This is a genomic window from Flagellimonas alginilytica (genome assembly GCF_042134605.1).
In the GTDB taxonomy this organism is placed as follows: Bacteria; Bacteroidota; Bacteroidia; order Flavobacteriales; family Flavobacteriaceae; genus Flagellimonas; species Flagellimonas alginolytica.
Genome location: NZ_CP169638.1, coordinates 1,899,549 through 1,918,102, shown reverse-complemented (window position 1 = coordinate 1,918,102; position 18,554 = coordinate 1,899,549). Strand labels below are relative to the sequence as shown.

At 39.4% G+C, this 18,554-nt stretch carries 11 protein-coding genes and 1 tRNA gene; 5 read left to right on the top strand and 7 right to left on the bottom strand.

What is annotated here, in order from left to right; genetic code table 11:
- The first annotated feature begins 2 nt into the window (after positions 1-2).
- The gene (locus ABTP35_RS08485) at positions 3-983 is read left to right on the top strand and encodes a transporter (protein ID WP_293297309.1); all 981 of its coding nucleotides are present in this window, start codon (positions 3-5) and stop codon (positions 981-983) included.
- Between the two features lie 857 nt (positions 984-1,840).
- Positions 1,841-3,055, top strand: a complete 1,215-nt coding sequence (locus ABTP35_RS08480) for a site-specific integrase (RefSeq protein WP_293297312.1) — start codon at positions 1,841-1,843, stop codon at positions 3,053-3,055.
- 636 nt (positions 3,056-3,691) lie between these two features.
- Here the strand turns inward: ABTP35_RS08480 and ppgK are convergent.
- The 7 genes from ppgK to ABTP35_RS08445 all read right to left on the bottom strand — a co-directional run bounded on the left by ppgK (position 3,692) and on the right by ABTP35_RS08445 (position 16,074).
- Complete coding sequence (gene ppgK, locus ABTP35_RS08475) at positions 3,692-4,474, bottom strand: polyphosphate--glucose phosphotransferase (RefSeq protein ID WP_293297315.1); 783 nt, start codon at positions 4,472-4,474, stop codon at positions 3,692-3,694.
- 131 nt (positions 4,475-4,605) lie between these two features.
- Positions 4,606-6,345 (bottom strand): RagB/SusD family nutrient uptake outer membrane protein, encoded by a 1,740-nt coding sequence (locus ABTP35_RS08470; protein ID WP_293297318.1) that lies wholly within the window; start codon positions 6,343-6,345, stop codon positions 4,606-4,608.
- An 11-nt stretch (positions 6,346-6,356) separates the two neighbouring features.
- Positions 6,357-9,515 carry a TonB-dependent receptor gene (locus ABTP35_RS08465; RefSeq protein WP_293297321.1) on the bottom strand — a complete coding sequence of 1,053 codons (3,159 nt, stop codon included), beginning with the start codon at positions 9,513-9,515 and terminating at the stop codon, positions 6,357-6,359.
- Positions 9,516-9,532: 17 nt separating this feature from the next.
- Positions 9,533-11,158: a glycoside hydrolase family 32 protein gene (locus ABTP35_RS08460; RefSeq protein WP_293297324.1), complete on the bottom strand. Its 1,626-nt coding sequence runs from the start codon at positions 11,156-11,158 to the stop codon at positions 9,533-9,535.
- Between the two features lie 8 nt (positions 11,159-11,166).
- The gene (locus ABTP35_RS08455; RefSeq protein WP_293297327.1) at positions 11,167-12,516 is read right to left on the bottom strand and encodes a sugar porter family MFS transporter; all 1,350 of its coding nucleotides are present in this window, start codon (positions 12,514-12,516) and stop codon (positions 11,167-11,169) included.
- Positions 12,517-12,748: 232 nt separating this feature from the next.
- The gene (locus tag ABTP35_RS08450; protein WP_293299099.1) at positions 12,749-15,496 is read right to left on the bottom strand and encodes a substrate-binding domain-containing protein; all 2,748 of its coding nucleotides are present in this window, start codon (positions 15,494-15,496) and stop codon (positions 12,749-12,751) included.
- Positions 15,497-15,992: 496 nt separating this feature from the next.
- Positions 15,993-16,074 (bottom strand) — tRNA-Leu (locus tag ABTP35_RS08445).
- Between the two features lie 162 nt (positions 16,075-16,236).
- Here ABTP35_RS08445 and ABTP35_RS08440 point away from each other — a divergent pair.
- The 3 genes from ABTP35_RS08440 (at position 16,237) to pth (ending at position 18,553) form a co-directional block, all read left to right on the top strand.
- Positions 16,237-17,178 carry a ribose-phosphate pyrophosphokinase gene (locus ABTP35_RS08440; protein ID WP_293297330.1) on the top strand — a complete coding sequence of 314 codons (942 nt, stop codon included), beginning with the start codon at positions 16,237-16,239 and terminating at the stop codon, positions 17,176-17,178.
- Between the two features lie 24 nt (positions 17,179-17,202).
- Positions 17,203-17,838, top strand: coding sequence for a 50S ribosomal protein L25/general stress protein Ctc (locus ABTP35_RS08435; protein ID WP_252078806.1), 636 nt, complete (start codon positions 17,203-17,205; stop codon positions 17,836-17,838).
- A gap of 85 nt (positions 17,839-17,923) precedes the next feature.
- On the top strand, positions 17,924-18,553 hold the full coding sequence (gene pth, locus ABTP35_RS08430; protein ID WP_224835685.1) for an aminoacyl-tRNA hydrolase: 630 nt from the start codon (positions 17,924-17,926) through the stop codon (positions 18,551-18,553).
- The last annotated feature ends 1 nt before the right edge of the window (position 18,554 follow it).

Here is an 18,554-nt window from a genome sequence, read left to right as displayed (position 1 = left end):
TTATGAAAATTTACATAACACTACTTTTTTTATTGATTTTAGGAATCCATACCGGGACATCCAATAAAACACCCGTAAATCCATGTACCAAAACCACATCGGCAACCCTAATGATGTTCGATGAATTTTGTGATACTTGCGGCTGTAGCGGAAATGGCGGAAGCATGGGTTTTGGCACCGGATTGAACAACAATTTCATAGGGCTCAGGTATATAGCCCAGCGTTATCAGTCCCGTGATGGTATTTTTGCCAATTCGCCGTGGATTGATGAGCACTTCAATACCCTACAATTATGGACACAGATTCCACTTGGAGAGCGTTTTATCATCAATGCCGTACTCCCCTATCAGTTCCATTCCAGGGAATTTGCAGATAATACGGAACAAAGCATCAACGGAATTGGCGATGCTACCATTCTTGGGTTCTATCAAATACTGAAACAAACCCCGGATAGCATTATCTCAATCAAACCCCGACATACTTTGCAATTGGGAGGTGGTGTTAAAATGCCCACAGGCAAGTTTGATGAAGCAAACCTTGAAGGCAGTGTCAACCCCAGTTTTCAATTGGGAACTGGCAGCTGGGATTATTTGTTGGCCGCCAATTATGGTATCACCCATAGAAATTGGGGCTTGTCCGTGATGGCCAATTACACCATTAAGTCGAAAAATGAAAAAGAATATCGTTTTGGAAATCAGTTTAATTACGCTCTCAACACCTACAAAACCTATTATTTTGGGACTAATTTTGCGTTAACCCCACAACTTGGTGTTGGCGGCGAATATTTTGATAAAAACAAAGCATATGGTCTAGCCGTATCCGATACGGGGGGAAATGCTTTTTTTGGCAAATTGGGCGCCGAAGTGAATTTTAAACAATACGCACTGGGCGTTTCTACCATGTTGCCCATTGCACAGGACCTGAACAATGGAAAGGTAGAGGTTAAAAACAGGTTTTCCGTGTACCTTAATATCAATATTTGACACAAAAAATGAAGCTGACTAAAATGTTCGGAAATACATCATTCTAAATTCAATTCGATGTCCCATTATGCTGATTCGCAAATTATGATGAGACACTCAATCAAGTTCAGTTTGGCGTAAATCGACTTTTTAGGCAGCTTCATTCCATTCAATCGGGTTTTGGCTAAAGCTTGATTTTCACTCCACCATTTACTACAAACCCATCTACTGGCGCATAAATATCAGAAAACTGTGGGTCATTGAGGCTTCCCGTATATATTTGGTCAAATCGTGTTTGGCGAGTATGCCAAAAAATCAATTGAACTTAAACTTATAGTAAATGCTGAACATCGACCACAATTATAAAATGGGGAACAAGGTGATTGATTTTTATGAGAATCATCATCGTGTGGAACATCATCGTGCGCACAATGCTCTTTCGTGTGGGCCAAAGATGTGGAGTCGGGGCACAAATCATCGTCCTGGCAACATGGAAATGATGACAGGACCACAATCAATAAGGACAAGATGACCGCCAAGACTTTCATAATCCAAAAGTATGAAAAATAGCTATTGACTGCATAACATTTGAATGTAGTGACAAATTAAAGCAGGCAATAAAACAACAAGACCCCGACAATTTATGATTGTCGGGGTCTTTAATTGTACCTTGGGTGGGAATCGAACCCACACGTCCGAAGACACTGGATTTTGAATCCAGCGCTATTTGAGTCATATCTCACTCTATTTATTCATAATCAACTGTTTATCAGTTTTTTGATTTTTCGTGATTTCAAATAAAATCAATTAATTCCAAGAAATGTTGTACCTATGTTGTACCAACTTTGTGTTATATTTACTAAGAGATTATAATGTAAATGGCCAGTAACACAAAAATAGTACTAAGGAAAAAACCAAATAAATTTGGTGAATACCCATTGGCGATAAGAATTTCAAAAGATCGAAGAACAAGCTACATTTATTTGGGCCATTATGTCGATGCAAAATACTGGGATTCCAAAAAAAGACAACTCAAAAAATCCCATCCCAATTACGCCCATCTTAACAACTTTTTGGAAATAAAACTTGCAGAAACTGGTAAGGTTATTTTAAGGTTGCAAGCAGAGAACAAAGATATTTCTGCCGGTCAAATCAAAGATGAGATAGAATCTGTCATAAACAGGAAAGACTTTTTTCAAGTTGCTGAAGAATATTTGAACGAACTTGAAACCAATAACAAATTGAATCAACTTTCTTCCGACAAGCCACGAATTAATCATTTAAAAAAATACCACAAATCAACAACCCTTCCATTTAGAGAAGTGGATGAACGTTTTTTAAAGGGATTTATCAATTATCTGAAATCAGTGCGAAAAGTTTCTGAAAGATCGGTAATTAACAATCTGGTTGTAATTAGAACCGTTTACAATAGAGCTATTAAAATAGGACTTGTTGACAGAAAACTGTATCCCTTTGGGCATGATAAAATTGCTATTAAGTTTCCCGAAACGGAAAAAGTGGGCCTAAGTGCCAGTGAAATAAAAAAAATTGAAAATTTAGCTTCCCTGTCCAGAAATCAAAAACATGCCAGGGATGTATGGTTATTTAGTTTTTATCTTGCAGGAATAAGGGCTTCGGATGTCCTACAATTGAAGTGGAACGATATTTATGATAATCGATTACACTATACAATGAAAAAGAACTCCAAATTAGTTTCATTGGTTATACCGGATAAGGCTGTGAAAATTATTGAGTTCTACGAAAATTCTAGGGACGGAGACAATGATTTTATCTTTCCATTTCTTAAATATGTAAATTCTAAAGACAAAAAGTTGCTCTGGAGCAAAACTAAGCAAGCCATCAGAAAAATCAATGAAGAACTGAGTACCATTGCTGAAAATGCAGAGATAAGCAAAAAGGTGACCATGCACGTTGCAAGGCACAGTTTTGGGAATATTGCTGGAGATCATATTCCAGTTCAGTTACTACAACAACTTTACCGTCATTCTTCCATCACCACCACAATGATGTACCAATCCAACTTCACGAACAAAAAAACCGATGATGCTCTTCAACGTGTGGTAAATTTTTAATTGGCTTTAATTTTGCCCCAATCTTACCACAACTTTTGCACGAGGTTCCTGTTTCAATTTTATAGTGTTCGGAAAGATAAGCGTGAATTAAAATAGAAATAGGGTGCAATAACCTATTTGCAGTAATCAAAGACTCCAATGTTCCATCATGTTGAACATGGCTATTTATGTTTTCTTTGCCTGCAAAGAAAAAGTGAAGAGCAAGAGGATAGCGTGCTGACGCAGCGCTATTGATTCATTTTCCTTCGGAAAAGCCAGGATTTCAAGGGGGTTTTGCAAAATATCAGCTCTTCATGTTTTGTTCATTTTTAGCTTAAAAATGCTCTCAGCCCAATAAAACCAAGGAATTTTTAGCTTAAAAATTGAATTTTGGTCTTTTAAACCAAAGTGTCTTCAATTCTTGATATATCACTGTATTGACTATAGCAGTAATTGCCCTTTTTTACTAAAAAAGAGGTTTAGACCAGTAAAATCAGGGCATTTTTTTGCAAAAAAGACAATAAGAACAAGTGTTGGTCAAAATTTACCTCGCTCAGTAGTATTAGTTAAAGGTAAGTTTTGGGGCTTGCAGCGCGAAACTTGGTTTCGCTTGCTCTTGTTTAGACTTTAAATAAACATATTTGATGGTAAATGCAGCTATAATTTAAACTGAATATTTTCATATTTCTTGGAACTTCGGTTAGCTGCATAAAGTGCTGCTCCGATAATACCGGCATCGTTTCCATATTGGGCCAAATGTAAAGGAACATTTGTATTCAGTTCATCTTTGAACATTTGAAATTTTTTGCTCAGTCCGCCCCCAATCACAAAATGGTCCGGTGACATTACTCGGTTTAAATGAGAAAGAAAAAAATCAAAGCGCTTTGCCCATTCCTTTAGTTCCAGATTTTCATTTTTCCTTGCCAGGCCAGATGCATAAAACTCAATAGGTCTTCCATCAGTGAATAAAACCCTGCCCATTTCTATATTGGGCACCAATATCCCATTATAAAAGAGCCCAGTACCTAAACCTGTACCAATGGTCACCATTATTACTTTTCCTTTAAGGGTTTGTCCAACGCCAATCGTCATTTCGGCCATTCCCGCAAGGTCTGCATCATTTGCCACAAAAAACTTCGACTTGGGACAAATCGCCTCAAAGCATTTGTCTATTTGCACACCTATCCAATCCTCTGTCATGTTGCCTGCGGTCAGACACTTACCATAAACAACCACCATTGGAAAACTACATCCTATGGCACCTTCCCAATTTAGCTGACAAACCAATTCACTAACGGTTTTGGCTACCGAATCAGGAGTAGCAGGTATAGGGGTCTGCAATTGAATACGCTCTGATACCAGTTCTCCATTTTCAACATCGACAATGGCTCCTTTAATACCAGACCCTCCAATGTCCAGCCCCAATATTTTGTTCTCCATACATTTTATTTAAAAAAAAGACGCGGGCACAAAGTGCCCGTGTCCCAATTAACTAAACTAACTCAAACTAATTCGGGTTTATCGCAGAATTTGTAAGACCCGACTCCATCTAAATTATACTTTTTTGGTGTTTAATATCCAGGGTTCTGTAGATAAACTCCGCCTGTAAAATCGATTTCCCGTTGTGGAATGGGATAATATTCATCCCTTCCAGCAGTAAACTCTGCGTTGGCCAAGAAATCCCTTTTCGTACTTTCTTCGGCCAAATACGCATTTAACACTTGTTCTGCCTCACCCCAGCGCACCAAATCATACCAACGATGACCTTCCATGGCAAATTCCAATCTGCGCTCAAATTTTAAAGCCTTCCATGCAAAATCTTTATCGGGAAAGGAAGTATACGCTCCTATGTTATAAATGTCAGCTGCACCTGCATCCAAGGGTCTTTGTGTACTAGCTGCCGCTCTGGCTCTAATTTGATTGATTATAGGCAGGGCCTCACTCAACCGATCTAACTGAATTAATGCCTCGGCCTTCCAAAGGAGTACATCAGCATATCTTATGAAATCTACATTTTTGGAGGTTCCCACAAATGGCCCTTCCTTAACATAGCAGGAACAATCCGGGGCTTGTTGTTCTTTCATATTACCAAAGTATCCATAAACACCTGGATCTCTTGCCCAGCTGAAATTGTAGACCATATCCCCGGTCTCGTTAACGGTGTTCCTATACTTAAAAGGACGACCCGGAATCCCAATAGTATGGTCAAGTCTGGGATCTACTGTCAGACCTGCATCTGGTGGTGTTTCGCCATTGGAATCAACGTTCGTGAAAATATCAGCATCGTTAAACGTATCTAGTAACGGTAATCCACTCGCATCTGTTTTAAAGGCATTCACCATATTTTGACTTGCAAGATGAAATCCGCAACAACCATAGAGTCCAGTGCCATGTGGTGAATTTAGTCCAGTTACAAAACTTACCCTTCCCACAGTGGTACCATCGTTAATGGAAAACTGTGCGGCCCATATGGATTCCGGCCCATTGTCAAATCCATCCAAAAAATTATTTGCGAAATCAGATTCCAGACTTCCTGCAACCTCATCCGCATAGCTTATGACTTCCTCTAGTCTAGAAGTATTGATGTTGATGACTTGATGCTGATCATTTTGTTCATATGCTTGATACAGACGAAGTTTGGCCAAGTATGCTGCAGCTGCATTTCGATCAGCCCTACCTACTTCCTCCTGTGAGTTGGGCAGATTATTGTAAGCAAAAAGGAAATCTTCAGCTATCGTATTCCATAAAGCATCATTATCGACATCATTGGATACTTGTGCCACTTCATCTTGAGTGAGTTCTTCAGTGATGTACGGTATTTTCTTGAATATCAACTTTAACATGAAATGGGAGTGTGCCCTCAAAAACCGGAGCTCAGCCTGTCTCAGGGTTTTGTTCGCAAATTCTCCATCAGGAATTTCATTGATGACACGCAATGCAAAGTTTGCCCTTGAAATGGCCTTATAGTAATTGGTCCAGGTTCTTGGTGCCATCAATTCACCTTGGTCAGGTATCGTCAAATTATATTGCTCGTATCGATCGACCTCACCTACATCACCACGACCTCCACCACCTTTATAGGCATCATCAGAGCGCACACTGCCAAATACCCACTGATGGGTCAATGGGCCAATCATATCGTCGTTGGCTATACCAGCATAAGCTGCAATGACTAAAGATTCAGCATTTTCGCCAGTTGCCACATTTTCACTTGAAAGTACTCCCTCTGGCTCATACTCTAAAAAATCTTCAGAACAGGAAACGAGAAACAGTCCGATTAGGGTTAATAATAAAAATCTATTTGTCTTCATCGTGTTTTTTTTTAAAAGTTAATGTTAACGCCTAGAGACAGTACCGTAGGTACAGGAACTCTATTCACATCTGTTCTTTCAGGATCAGATCCTATATAGTCACTTGGTGTTATCCAAAACAAATTCTCCCCTTGTAAATAAATGCGCAACCTGGTCATGCCTGCCAGATTACTTATGATATCTTGCGGAAGCGAATAACCAAGTTGTAAGTTTCTCAACTTGAAATAGGAATTATTTCTAAGAATGTAATCGTTGTCTCCCCCAATATTGTTAATCAAAGAGAGGGAAGGAATGTCAGTATTGGTATTTTCAGGAGTCCAAGCATTCAACACCCCAATCCCGGCATTTTCGCGGCTTTGCGTAAAGTTGTTCCAAAAGATATACGGGTCGGTTCCTTTCCTTCCTGTGACTCCCGATCCAAACATGGAGAAATCAAAGTTTTTATAGGATAAATCTATACGCAAACCATATTCCAAATCGGGAAGGGTGTTGCCAATAAAATCTCTATCGTCACCATCTATGACACCATCATTATTTATGTCTACAAATCTGATTCCCCCCGGTCTGGCATTACCTGTTTGTACACCTCCAGTGGGATGTGCATCAACTTCGGCTTGACTCTGAAAGAGTCCATCCGTGCGATAGCCAAAGACTGCTGTCTGTGATTGACCAAGAATTGAATTTTGTATGGTACCGGGAAAGGATGTTACAACATCTTCTGGCAAAAAGGTTATTTCATCTTTAAAAGCTCCGAAATTGGTTGAGACCGTTAGGTTAAGACCACTGTCCCAAGCTTTTGAGTAAGCCAATTGCAATTCCCAACCTTTGGCCTCGGTAGTTGCGCCATTTAGAACCCGTTGTTGCCCTTCTCCTGCTACGGATGGAATAGGAGGAGTGGTCAGTATGTCACTTGTTTCCCTTGTGTAATAATCAAAAGAACCTGAAATCATGTTTTGAAATAGTCCGAAATCGACACCAAAATTCCATTCTTTGGTTGTTTCCCATCTTAAATCTGGGTTTTCCGCTTGGGTAGAAACAAAACCAGATGGCAGGTTTCCTGTATTGTTTCCATTTATATCATAAGCTGTTCCAACATTATAGAATTGCTCAAAGAACCCCCCGGACAACTGTGCTTGGGTAACGCCATACCTTGACTCAAAAAGTCCAAAGCGAGCTTCATTGCCAATTTCTTGGTTCCCTACTTCGCCATACCCTGCTCTCAACTTTAAATTGGATAGCCATTGGACATTTTCCATAAAATTCTCATTGCTTATCCTCCAACCCAGGGTACCTGCCGGAAATATACCGTAGCGGTTATTACTACCAAACCTTGAAGATCCATCGCGACGAATAGTAAAAGATGCCAAGTATTTATCAGAAAATGCATAGTTTATTTTTCCAAACTGTGAGAATAAACTATTTCCTGTAGAATTACCCGTGGTAGTCCTTGCTCCTGTTGCTGCATCCAAAACAAAAAATGATTCTTGCTCTACAGCAAAGCCATCTGCTTGGGCCAATATGGTGTCAAAGTTTTCATCGATTGCCTCTACTCCCGCAAGTACGCCAAAGCGGTGATCGCCAAGTTCAAATTCGTAGTTTAAAGTATTTGAAAAAACAAGACTTGAAAATTTATTAGTGTCCAAAATCAATCTATTATTACTTCTGGTTATAAAACCATTATTGACTCTAGGCTCAATATTCTTAAACTCAAAATTGCTGTAATCAATACCTAAATTTGTTCTAAAGGTGAGATTGTCCATAATCTCCAATTCGGCAAAGACATTACCAAAAAACTGTATTAAGTTTTGATTGTCCCAACGGTTCAAGTACTGCATCAAAACCGGGTTATTTCTATCTGAATATCCCGCACCAAGTGGTCCAGCAAATTCTCCATTACTATCAAAAACAGGTAAAGTAGGTGCTAAGGTAATTGCCAAACCTGGTGTTGGAGCACCTCCAACATCATTCGCCCTTGCAGTTTGATCGGATACTGAGATTTGTGTATTAGCACCAAATCGTAATTTATCGTTGAACAATCTAGTATCCGCATTGACTTTTGCAACATAACGTTCATAATTTGTGTATTTAAGAATCCCTGTGTTTTTTAGGTGACTTAAATTGATAAGCATTGATGACTTTTCTGAACTTGCCGATACTGTAAGCTCATTATTGAATAGATACCCTGTTTCATAGGTTTCATCTTGCCAATCCGTATCACCGGCTGGTACATTGGGGTTGCCCCCAACAAAGGGTTGTACTGTTACACCATTGAGTATCGGGTTATCAAAATCACCGTTCCAATCAAAATTGTAGATTTCTCCAAAACCTCCGTTTGGATCTGCCCCATCATTAACCGAAGCTCTCCATAAAGCTTCACCACGTTGTAAGGCGTTCAACATATCGTACCGTTGTTGCTTTTCGGATAAGACCGAAAAATTGGAGTTCAAACTCACGCTTAAACGCTCCCCTTTGCGGCCTCCTTTGGTGGTTACAACGATAACACCATTTGCAGCCCTTGATCCATAAATTGAGGATGCAGAGGCATCTTTTAAAACTTGCACAGACTCAATAGCATCGGGATTTAAAGAAGCAAACACTTCTGGCCTTTTTGTTGGAACACCATCGATTATATACAATGGATCATTATTGCCCAAAGTGGTCAACCCCCTTATAAGTACCCTATTGGTAGCTCCTGAGGGATCTCCTGATTTTTCGATAAACAAACCTGGAACCCTACCTTGCAAAGCTTGCATTGCATTTCCAGAACTACGGGTCTGGCCCTCTATGGGTGCTATATCAACGACTGTGACCGCACCTGTCAAATCCACTTTACGTTCGGTGGTATAACCGGTTATGACCACTTCATCAAGAGCTGTGGCATCTAATTGCAATATAATATTGATTGTGTCCTGTCCATTTACGGCCACTTCTTGCCGCAAAAATCCAACGTAGCTAACCTGTAACGTTGCATTCATTGGAACTTCTTCCAATATGTAATTGCCATCAAAGTCTGTGGTTGTGCCCCTAGTAGTGCCCACAATGACCACAGAGGCACCGGGAAGCGGCATACCGTCATCTTGTGAGGTGACCGTACCGGTCACCGTTCCTGTTTGCGCCCAACACAGGCCAAAAGGAAACATCACCAGAAATAATAGGAATTTTAATTTCATAATAGATAGTTTTAAGTTTAATTAAAGTTTATGTTGGTTTTCAATTCGTGCAATTCAATTGCTTCGAGTTGTGCATCTTCATTATTGGATGAGATCCATAATTCTTCAAAAGGTTTGTTGGGAAAAAATATTTCGGTCATTACGGTAATACCGTCATCAAAAAACAATTCCAGAGATGTTTTATCAATAATTGCCGTGAGCTTTAAGTCTTCCAGTTGCCTTATTCTGGGTGCTGTGGATTGTTTTGATGCAAACTCTTTGGAAAATTCAGTTTTTCCAGATTTAGATCGATCAATATAAAAGGTCTGCCCACCGTTATCGAAACCAAATAAAAGCTCTTCTCCATTGTCATTTTTCAATGTTGCCATGAAGGATGAGCTACTCGAGTTTTTTAAGGTGAAGTCTAACCTTGTCCCATCCAATCCAAGCGCTTTTGAATCAACAATCTTTATGGGGTCCTGACCTATTTTTAGGACATCTTTTTTGAGCTTTTTAGCCTTAAAATCGTTCAGGCCACTTGTAGGCATAAAGCTTAACCTGTAATCATTCCCCAAAGCATGTAACCTCAATTCTCGTGGAAGAGTGTTGGCACTTCGCCATTTCTCAGTGGGCACCTCATTGGCATATTGCCAATTGGACATCCATCCAATGAACAGCTTACCATTATTTTTAAGGTCTACATTGGACCAGGTAATGCCCGCATAATTGTCCTTGCCAAAATCAATCCAATAATCGTGGTGATTGGCCATATTTTCGGCAAGCTTTTCATCGACCATAAATTTCCCGTCCACAAAATCACCAATAAAATATTGGGTTGCGGAACCCCCGTTTGGTCCGCCCGGGTTAATGCTCACCAATAGCACATATTTTTCTTCATCTGTGCCTTGAATTTTTAGAGGAAAAAGGTCAGGACATTCCCATACCCCATTATGATTTCCAATGCCCTCTCCAAAATCAGATAGGTAGGTCCAGTCCTTAAGGTTTTTAGAACTGTAGAACATTACTTTTTGATCTGCTGCCAAGGTCATCACAAACTGGGAACTGTTTTCGTCCCAAAAAACCTTTGGATCCCTGAAATCACGAATCCCGGGGTTTTTTACCACTGGATTGCCTTTATATTTTGCCCAAGTCAATCCCTCGTCCAAAGAATATGCAATGGCCTGTGTCTCTACATCGGTACTTTCTGTTTCTTCCAGTTTTGGATCATGGTAAGTGTAAATGGCCACTATTGGACTTTGTCCGTCTTTTCCGAAGCCCGATCTGTTTTCAAAATCGACTATGGCACTGCCAGAAAAAATGTAGCCCTTCTCGTCTGGATAGAGCGCAATGGGCAGTTCTTTCCAATTCACCAAGTCTGTACTTACGGCATGGCCCCAATGCATGGGTCCCCACTTGTTACCATCGGGATAATGCTGGAAGTAAAGATGATAGTAACCATTGTAATGGAACATTCCGTTGGGGTCGTTCATCCAACCCCTTTTGGGCGTGAAGTGAAGATTAGGACGGTAAAGTTGTTCCTCGTCTATTTGGGTTTCAACTATTGTTTTACTTTCCTCCGCTGTATTGCTGTTTTTATCCTTGCAGGAAATATTGAGGATTCCTATGAGTAAAAAGAGAAAGAGGTGTGATAAGAGCTTTTTCATTCTATTTATTATTTGGGTTGTTCCACTACTTTAATTGAACTGGTTGATTTGGATAATGTGTTACCGAGCTCCTCCAATGATTTCCCTTTGGTTTCCGGCATTATATAAATTACGAACAGTAGTTGTAGCACCATCATGAAGGCAAAGAATGCAAACACCACTTCTGGTCCAATGGTTGAGAACAATACTGGGATCAAGGATGGAATGATTGCCGCCAACACCCAATGCACAGAGGATCCAAAGGATTGGCCCGAACTTCTAAGATGGTTTGGGAAGATTTCCGAAATGAACACCCAAATGACCGTACCTTGACCAACAGCATGGGATGCTATGAACAGGAAAAGGAAAATGGGCATAACAATACCACTCCAATCTAGAAAGAAGGCCATTGAAACCAGGGTTAGGGATACGATATATCCAATAGAGCCCATATACATCAATTGCTTTCTACCCAAACGGTCAATGAGGTAAATACCCAACAATGTAAAGATCATGTTTGTCACACCTACCCCAATGCTATTGAGCAAAGCGGACTCTTCCCCAAGGCCAGCTTCGGTAAGAATTCTTGGGGCATAATACAAAAAGGCATTTATACCGGACAATTGGTTGAAAAAAGCTATTAGAAATGCCAACAGCAGTGGGAACCTAAATTTTCTGATAAAAATATTTTCATCGGAAACTGCCTTATTGTTTTCAATGTTGATGTCCAACATCAATTTTTCAATATCTTGATCTGGGTTTATATGTTTAAGGACTTTTTTTGCCTCGACTGTTTTCAACTTGGTTATCAGCCATCTAGGACTTTGGGGGATACTTAGGGTAAATAGGGTATAAATAATGGCGGGTATAGCCTCGACACCCAGCATCCAACGCCATGCATCTTCCCCTATACCGCTTAGCAAAAGGTTGGACACAAATGCAATCAGAATTCCGAAGACAATATTAAATTGATATAGCCCAACCAGTTTGCCCCTATCTTTTGGCGGAGCGATCTCGGAAATATATGCAGGTGCGGCAATGGTGGAGGCCCCTACTCCCAATCCCCCTAAAAATCTGAACAAAGCAAAAGTTATGGGATCATTGGACAAAGCGGAACCTAAGGCAGATGCCGTGTAAAAAACACCTATCCAAATCAAAGTCTTCTTTCGGCCCAGTCTATTGGTCGGTATACTGCCCAAAAGGGCTCCAACAACTGTTCCCCAAAGGGCCATTCCAACAACCACAAGACCATGAAAGGTATCGGAAGAATTCCAAAGGGACTGCAATGTTTTGTCTGCTCCAGATATTACCACAGTGTCAAATCCGAAGAGGAAACCTGCAAGGGCTGCCGTTATAGACCAAACCAATATTTTTTTCATTTTCACAAAATCTACATTCACCAACAAAAATATTGTCAATAGTTGGGCTTAAATTTTAATAAAAGTGCAGATTGTTATGATTTGGTTAACAAATTATAGTTATTTTATAAATATCTAATATTCAAGTATTTAGAAATAAAAAATATCTCAGGAGATTTCCAGGCTTTTAAAAATGTTACCTTGTATTTCAAAATGGTAACATCAAAATCTAAAATTTTAGGCTTAGTAGTAATTATGTTGACTTCCGGTATGAAGCTGGGGTAATACCATATTTGTTTTTAAAGGCCGTAGAGAAATAACTTGGGGAGGAAAAACCGCAGCCATAAGCCACTTCTGCTATTGTTAATTGGGTATTTCCAAGTTTTGATTTCGCTTTTTCCAGTCTGTGGTTTGACACGTAATCGCTTATGCTAACACCCATCATAGCTTTCACCTTTCTGTATAACTGTACCCGTGAAACCCCCAAACTCTCCGCTAATTCTTCTACTGAAAAATCAGAATTGTCTAAATTCTCATTAATGAGTTCGTTCAACCTTTGAACAAATTCTTGTTCCATAGTACCAAACGAATTGGAGTTTTCTATTCTATCAAGGTTATTGGAATAGTAGTAACGTAACCTTTCCCGATTGTAGAGCAAGGATTTGATGGATTGTTCTAAGACGGCAAAACTAAATGGTTTTGTAAGATAGGTGTCAGCACCTGCCTCCAATCCTTTTATATAGGATTCTTTATCGCTCAATGCAGTTAAAATTATAATTGGTATGTGCGATGTCCGTAAATCATTCCTTAGGATTTTACAGATTTCAAATCCATTTTTTTGAGGTAAATTGACATCACAGACCAATAAATCCGGAACATAAGCCAAGGCCTTTTCAATGGCATCGGTACCATCCGAAAGCAATAGCTCATAATTGCTTTTCAATTTCGTTACCAAAAACTCTGAAAGTTCCTTATTGTCTTCAATGACCAAAAGCTTTTCCTCCTTGGCTGATGTTTGTTCGACCCTATCGGTTTCCATTTCATCAAATTCAGTCAAAAAACCAGACAGTTCAACTTCGGGAAGTTCAACCTCTTTTATTATTTGATCCTCATTGAAATGGGTACTGCCCTTAAACAATGTAATCATGAATTCGGTACCGTGTGTTGACTTTATCTCAATTTTACCCAAATGGAGGTCAATGAATTTTTTGCTCAAGTGCAGGCCTATTCCAGTACTGTTCTTTCTGTTGTTGGAACCTTTAAAAAAGGGTTCAAAAATATGTGCGATTTCATCCTCCGGAATACCAATTCCGTTGTCCCTAAAAATTAGAGTAGCTTTATTTTCATGGCTTACATCATTTATGATAATATCAATTTTTCCGTTATCAGGAGTAAACTTGAAGGCATTTGAGAGTAAATTAAAATACACTTTGTCCATTAAGTTACGATCAATGAAAAGCTCTAGGCCTTTGTTATCACATTCCAATGAAAATGATATGCCCCGTTTTTTTGCTTCACGGATAAACTCATTGAAAATAGAAGCACTAAAATCATAAATATTCGTTTTGGAAGCCCTTAGGTTAAAATTGCTTTCCTCTGTCTTTCTAAAGTCGAGCAAATTATTCATTAATCGCAATAGTCTCTGCGAATTGTTTTCTATTAAATTCAACTCTTTTTTAAAGTTGAGCCTAGGGATTGAATTATCTTCCTTCAAGGATTCAATAGAGCTCATAATTAGTGTCAACGGTGTTTTAAATTCATGGGAAAGCCCTGTAAAAAAAGAGAATTTTTTCTCATTGACTTCCTTTATTTCACGTGCAATTTGTTCTATCTGGTTTCTCTGTGAAGTTATTTCTTCATTCTTCAAGGTCAATTCATCGTTTTTTTTCCGAATCTGCACCATCGAATAGATGCTGTATATGGTTAGAGTGAGCACCAATGCCAATAGGCTTAGCACAATATATAGCAAGGTCTTTTGGGCATAATATTTTTCTTCCTGTTCCCTAGTGGCAGCGACCTGTTTTTCAAGGTCAGCTTGTTGGATATCGATTCGGTCCATCTGGTTTTTCATGATGCCCGCATTATGCCGATCTATAACTGTGGAAGGAAGAATGGTAATCTTAGGGATTGGAATACCCTGGGCCGCTTCAATACCCAATTCAACAGCTTCATACCCGCCAGTTGGATATAAAATTGAAGCCTCTAGAATACCTTTCCTAACCAGGTCTATGCCGTTATTGGTTCCGTTGAGACCATCCACACCAACAAATCGTAAGTTGTCCTCAATATTGTTCCGATGAGCTAGTTCCCATGCATTCAGAGCTATTTGATCATTGAAAGCATAAACGTATATTTTTTCATTTTCGGGCAATGAATCATAGATTTTTTGAAGTCCTTCATTACCAAGTACTGTTTCATCACCAATAATGCTGGCCAATAATTTTAAATTAGGTGTTTTTTCAATAACCTCCCTAAACCCTTCGCTTCGTTCTATATCAGGAGAAGATGAGCCATCAGCTGTGAGTTCAATGATTTTGGCTGTACCCTCTCCTTGTGAAGCTATAAATTTGGCGGCATTTCTCCCTACCTCCAGGTTATCTGCGCCAACGTAGGCAGTATAATTGTCAGAATTGATTTTCCTATCCAAAATAATTACTGGGATACCTTTGGCAATGGCTTTATCAATAGTGTGTACTATCAAATCTGGTTCAATGGGGGAAATTATAATAACATCTGTTCCATCATGGGTCATCTTTTCAACATCTTGAATTTGTTTTTCCAAACTGGAATGTGCTTCATAAATAGTAAGCTCAGTATTTGGATGGAGAGAGGCTCTAATTTTGATGGCCTGGTTCATGGCATCACGGTACGGGTGATTACTCAGGCATTGCGAAAAACCTATTTTGATTGTTTGTGTATCATATTGATCCTTACAACCCAATAAAATCAGGACTAGGGCAAAAAATAAGCTAAAATTGATATAGAGGTTTCTAAAAATCATCACAAAACTTGAAGAATAAATATAACTGAAAAACAGTAAACGGAACGGAATTAAGTGCTGCAAGTCCAAGTTCGTGTTCACCTATTATTCGTATCGTTTAAACAAAAAATTTGCGAAAGCAAAAAGTTCAAGGAAACGATCAAATGGATTTTTTAAAGAAATGATGTAAAGAAAATTTTAAAGTTCAAATAAACGATAAGTTTTAAATCAAGTGACGTTTCATCAAAAATTTGATGTGTCTATTCTTCACCAATGTGTAATTAATTTGATTTTTTCTACTGGTACTTAAAAAGTTTGCGCAATACACCAGTCCTAATGAATAAAAACTCAAAAATGCTGGATTATGTCAGATAAAATTTAGCCAAAAATTAAAAATCGGGCCAAAGAATACCAAAAAAGAACAACCAAAATGTTAAAGTTGAATAATTTAAAATGTTGTACCTATGCTGTACCAAAAATCAAAAGGCCCTCCAATAGTTATATTGAAAGGCCTTTGTACCTTGGGTGGGAATCGAACCCACACTCCCGAAAGAACTGGATTTTGAATCCAGCGCGTCTACCAGTTCCGCCACCAAGGCAAATGGTATCACATTTTTGAAATGCGAGTGCAAAGCTAAAAAAATATTTTTATATATCACCAAAAAATACTTTCATTTATACTTTATCAACCCGAATTAATTCTTAAATTTGCACCTCTTTACAAAAAAGTACTTTAAAACGCTAGTTAACAAGAGTTTGTAATGGCCTATCAAGTTCCGGAACCAAAAATTTTTGCTTGTACCCAAAGTGTAGAGCTCGGTAAAAAAATCGCTGCTTCCTATGGTGCCGAATTGGGAAAAGTCCAATTCTCCCGCTATAGCGATGGTGAATTTCAACCATCGTTCGAGGAATCCATCCGAGGAGCCCGTATTTTTATTATTGGCTCAACCAATCCAAGCTCGGAAAACTTGATGGAAATGTTGTTGATGTTAGATGCCGCCAAAAGAGCATCTGCCAGGCACATTACGGCCGTTATGCCCTATTTTGGATGGGCAAGACAAGATAGAAAGGACAAACCAAGGGTTCCAATTGCCGCTAAATTGGTTGCAAAAATGCTGGAGACCGCAGGCGCAACCCGAATCATTACCATGGATTTGCACGCGGACCAAATCCAAGGGTTCTTCGAGAAACCAGTGGACCACTTGTTCGCCTCAACACTATTTTTGCCTTACCTAAAAGGCTTAAATCTTGACAACCTTTGTATCGCATCTCCGGACATGGGCGGTTCCAAGAGAGCCTATGCCTATTCCAAAGCATTGGAATGTGATGTGGTTATTTGCTATAAGCAAAGAGCCAAAGCCAATGTAATATCCCACATGGAGCTGATCGGTGACGTTCAGGGAAAAAATGTGGTCCTTGCAGATGATATGGTCGATACCGCAGGTACCCTTACCAAGGCTGCGGATTTGATGATGGAGAGAGGGGCTGCAAGCGTGCGGGCCGTTACAACCCATGGCCTTTTGTCCGGTAATGCCTACGAAAGAATAGAAAAATCAAGACTAATGGAATTGATCGTAACAGATTCCATCCCGGTAGATAGCAACCAAAGTAAAATAAAGATATTGTCCTGTGCCGACCTGTTTGCAGATGTAATGCACCGGGTACACCACAACACTTCGATATCTTCAAAATTTTTAATGTAAATAAATCAATTTTAATATATAACAATGAAGTCAATTACAATCAAAGGATCCCAAAGAGAAAGCGTGGGCAAGGTTTCTACCAAAGCCTTACGTAATGCTGGAAAGGTCCCTTGCGTACTGTACGGAGGGGATAAGCCAGTGCATTTTTCAGCTGATGAACTTGCATTCAAAGACTTGGTGTACACCCCAAATGCCTACACCGCAGTAATTGAATTGGAGGACGGTCAAAAATTTGACGCAGTTTTGCAGGATATTCAGTTTCACCCGGTAACGGATAAAATCCTTCACGTGGATTTCTACCAATTGTTCGAGGACAAACCAATTACCATGAGTATTCCCGTACGTTTAGAAGGAAACTCTCCAGGTGTGAAAAATGGTGGACGATTACTATTCAGAAAAAGGAAACTTTCGATCAGAGCTTTGCCCGCATTGCTTCCTGATTTTATCACCGTGGACATTTCTAAATTAAGAATAGGTCAAACTATTGCAGTAGAAACCATTCTTAACGATGACTATACATTCTTGCACCCGGACAGTACCGCTATCGTACAGGTCAAAGCCTCTAGAACATCTGTTGATGATTCTGAAGATGAAGACGAAGAAGGTGCAGAAGGAGAAGCTCCTGCTGAAGACGCTCCACAAGCTGAAGCTGCAGAGTAACCTTTTCACTAGTTAGCATAAGCATCCCTGTTTACTTTAGTAATATGGGATGCTTTTGTATTTTTAAGCCATTCAATTACGAGCGATGCTCAATTTCATCAATAAGCTTTTTGGCCCACCCAAAAAACTATTACAAGTTAACGACCCCATGAAAAAATTTTTGATTGTCGGTCTAGGAAATATAGGACCGGACTACGACGAAACACGCCATAATATCGGGTTTAAAATTCTTGATTATCTGGCCGAGCAGGAGGACTTTGTTTTTGAGAATGCAAAACTAGGAGCTGTAGCCACCTTTAAACACAAGGGGAAAAGTGTTGTTTGCCTAAAACCTTCTACCTATATGAACTTGAGCGGGAAGGCGGTAAAATATTGGATGGACAAGGAAAACATACCAATGGAAAATATATTGATCGTTACGGACGACCTAAACCTGCCATTTGGATCATTGCGACTAAAAAGCAAGGGCAGCGATGGGGGCCATAACGGCTTAAAAGATATCCAAAATGTGTTGCAAACCAGCGGTTATAATCGTTTTAGGTTTGGAGTGGGCGCCGATTTCAGCAAAGGTAAACAAGTAGACTATGTATTGGGGCGTTGGAACGACGAACAACAAAAAGCTATGCCCGAACGTTTAAAAAAGTCTATAGATCTAATACGCTCCTTTGTGTTCGCAGGAACCAAAAACACCATGAACCAATTCAACGGTAAATAGA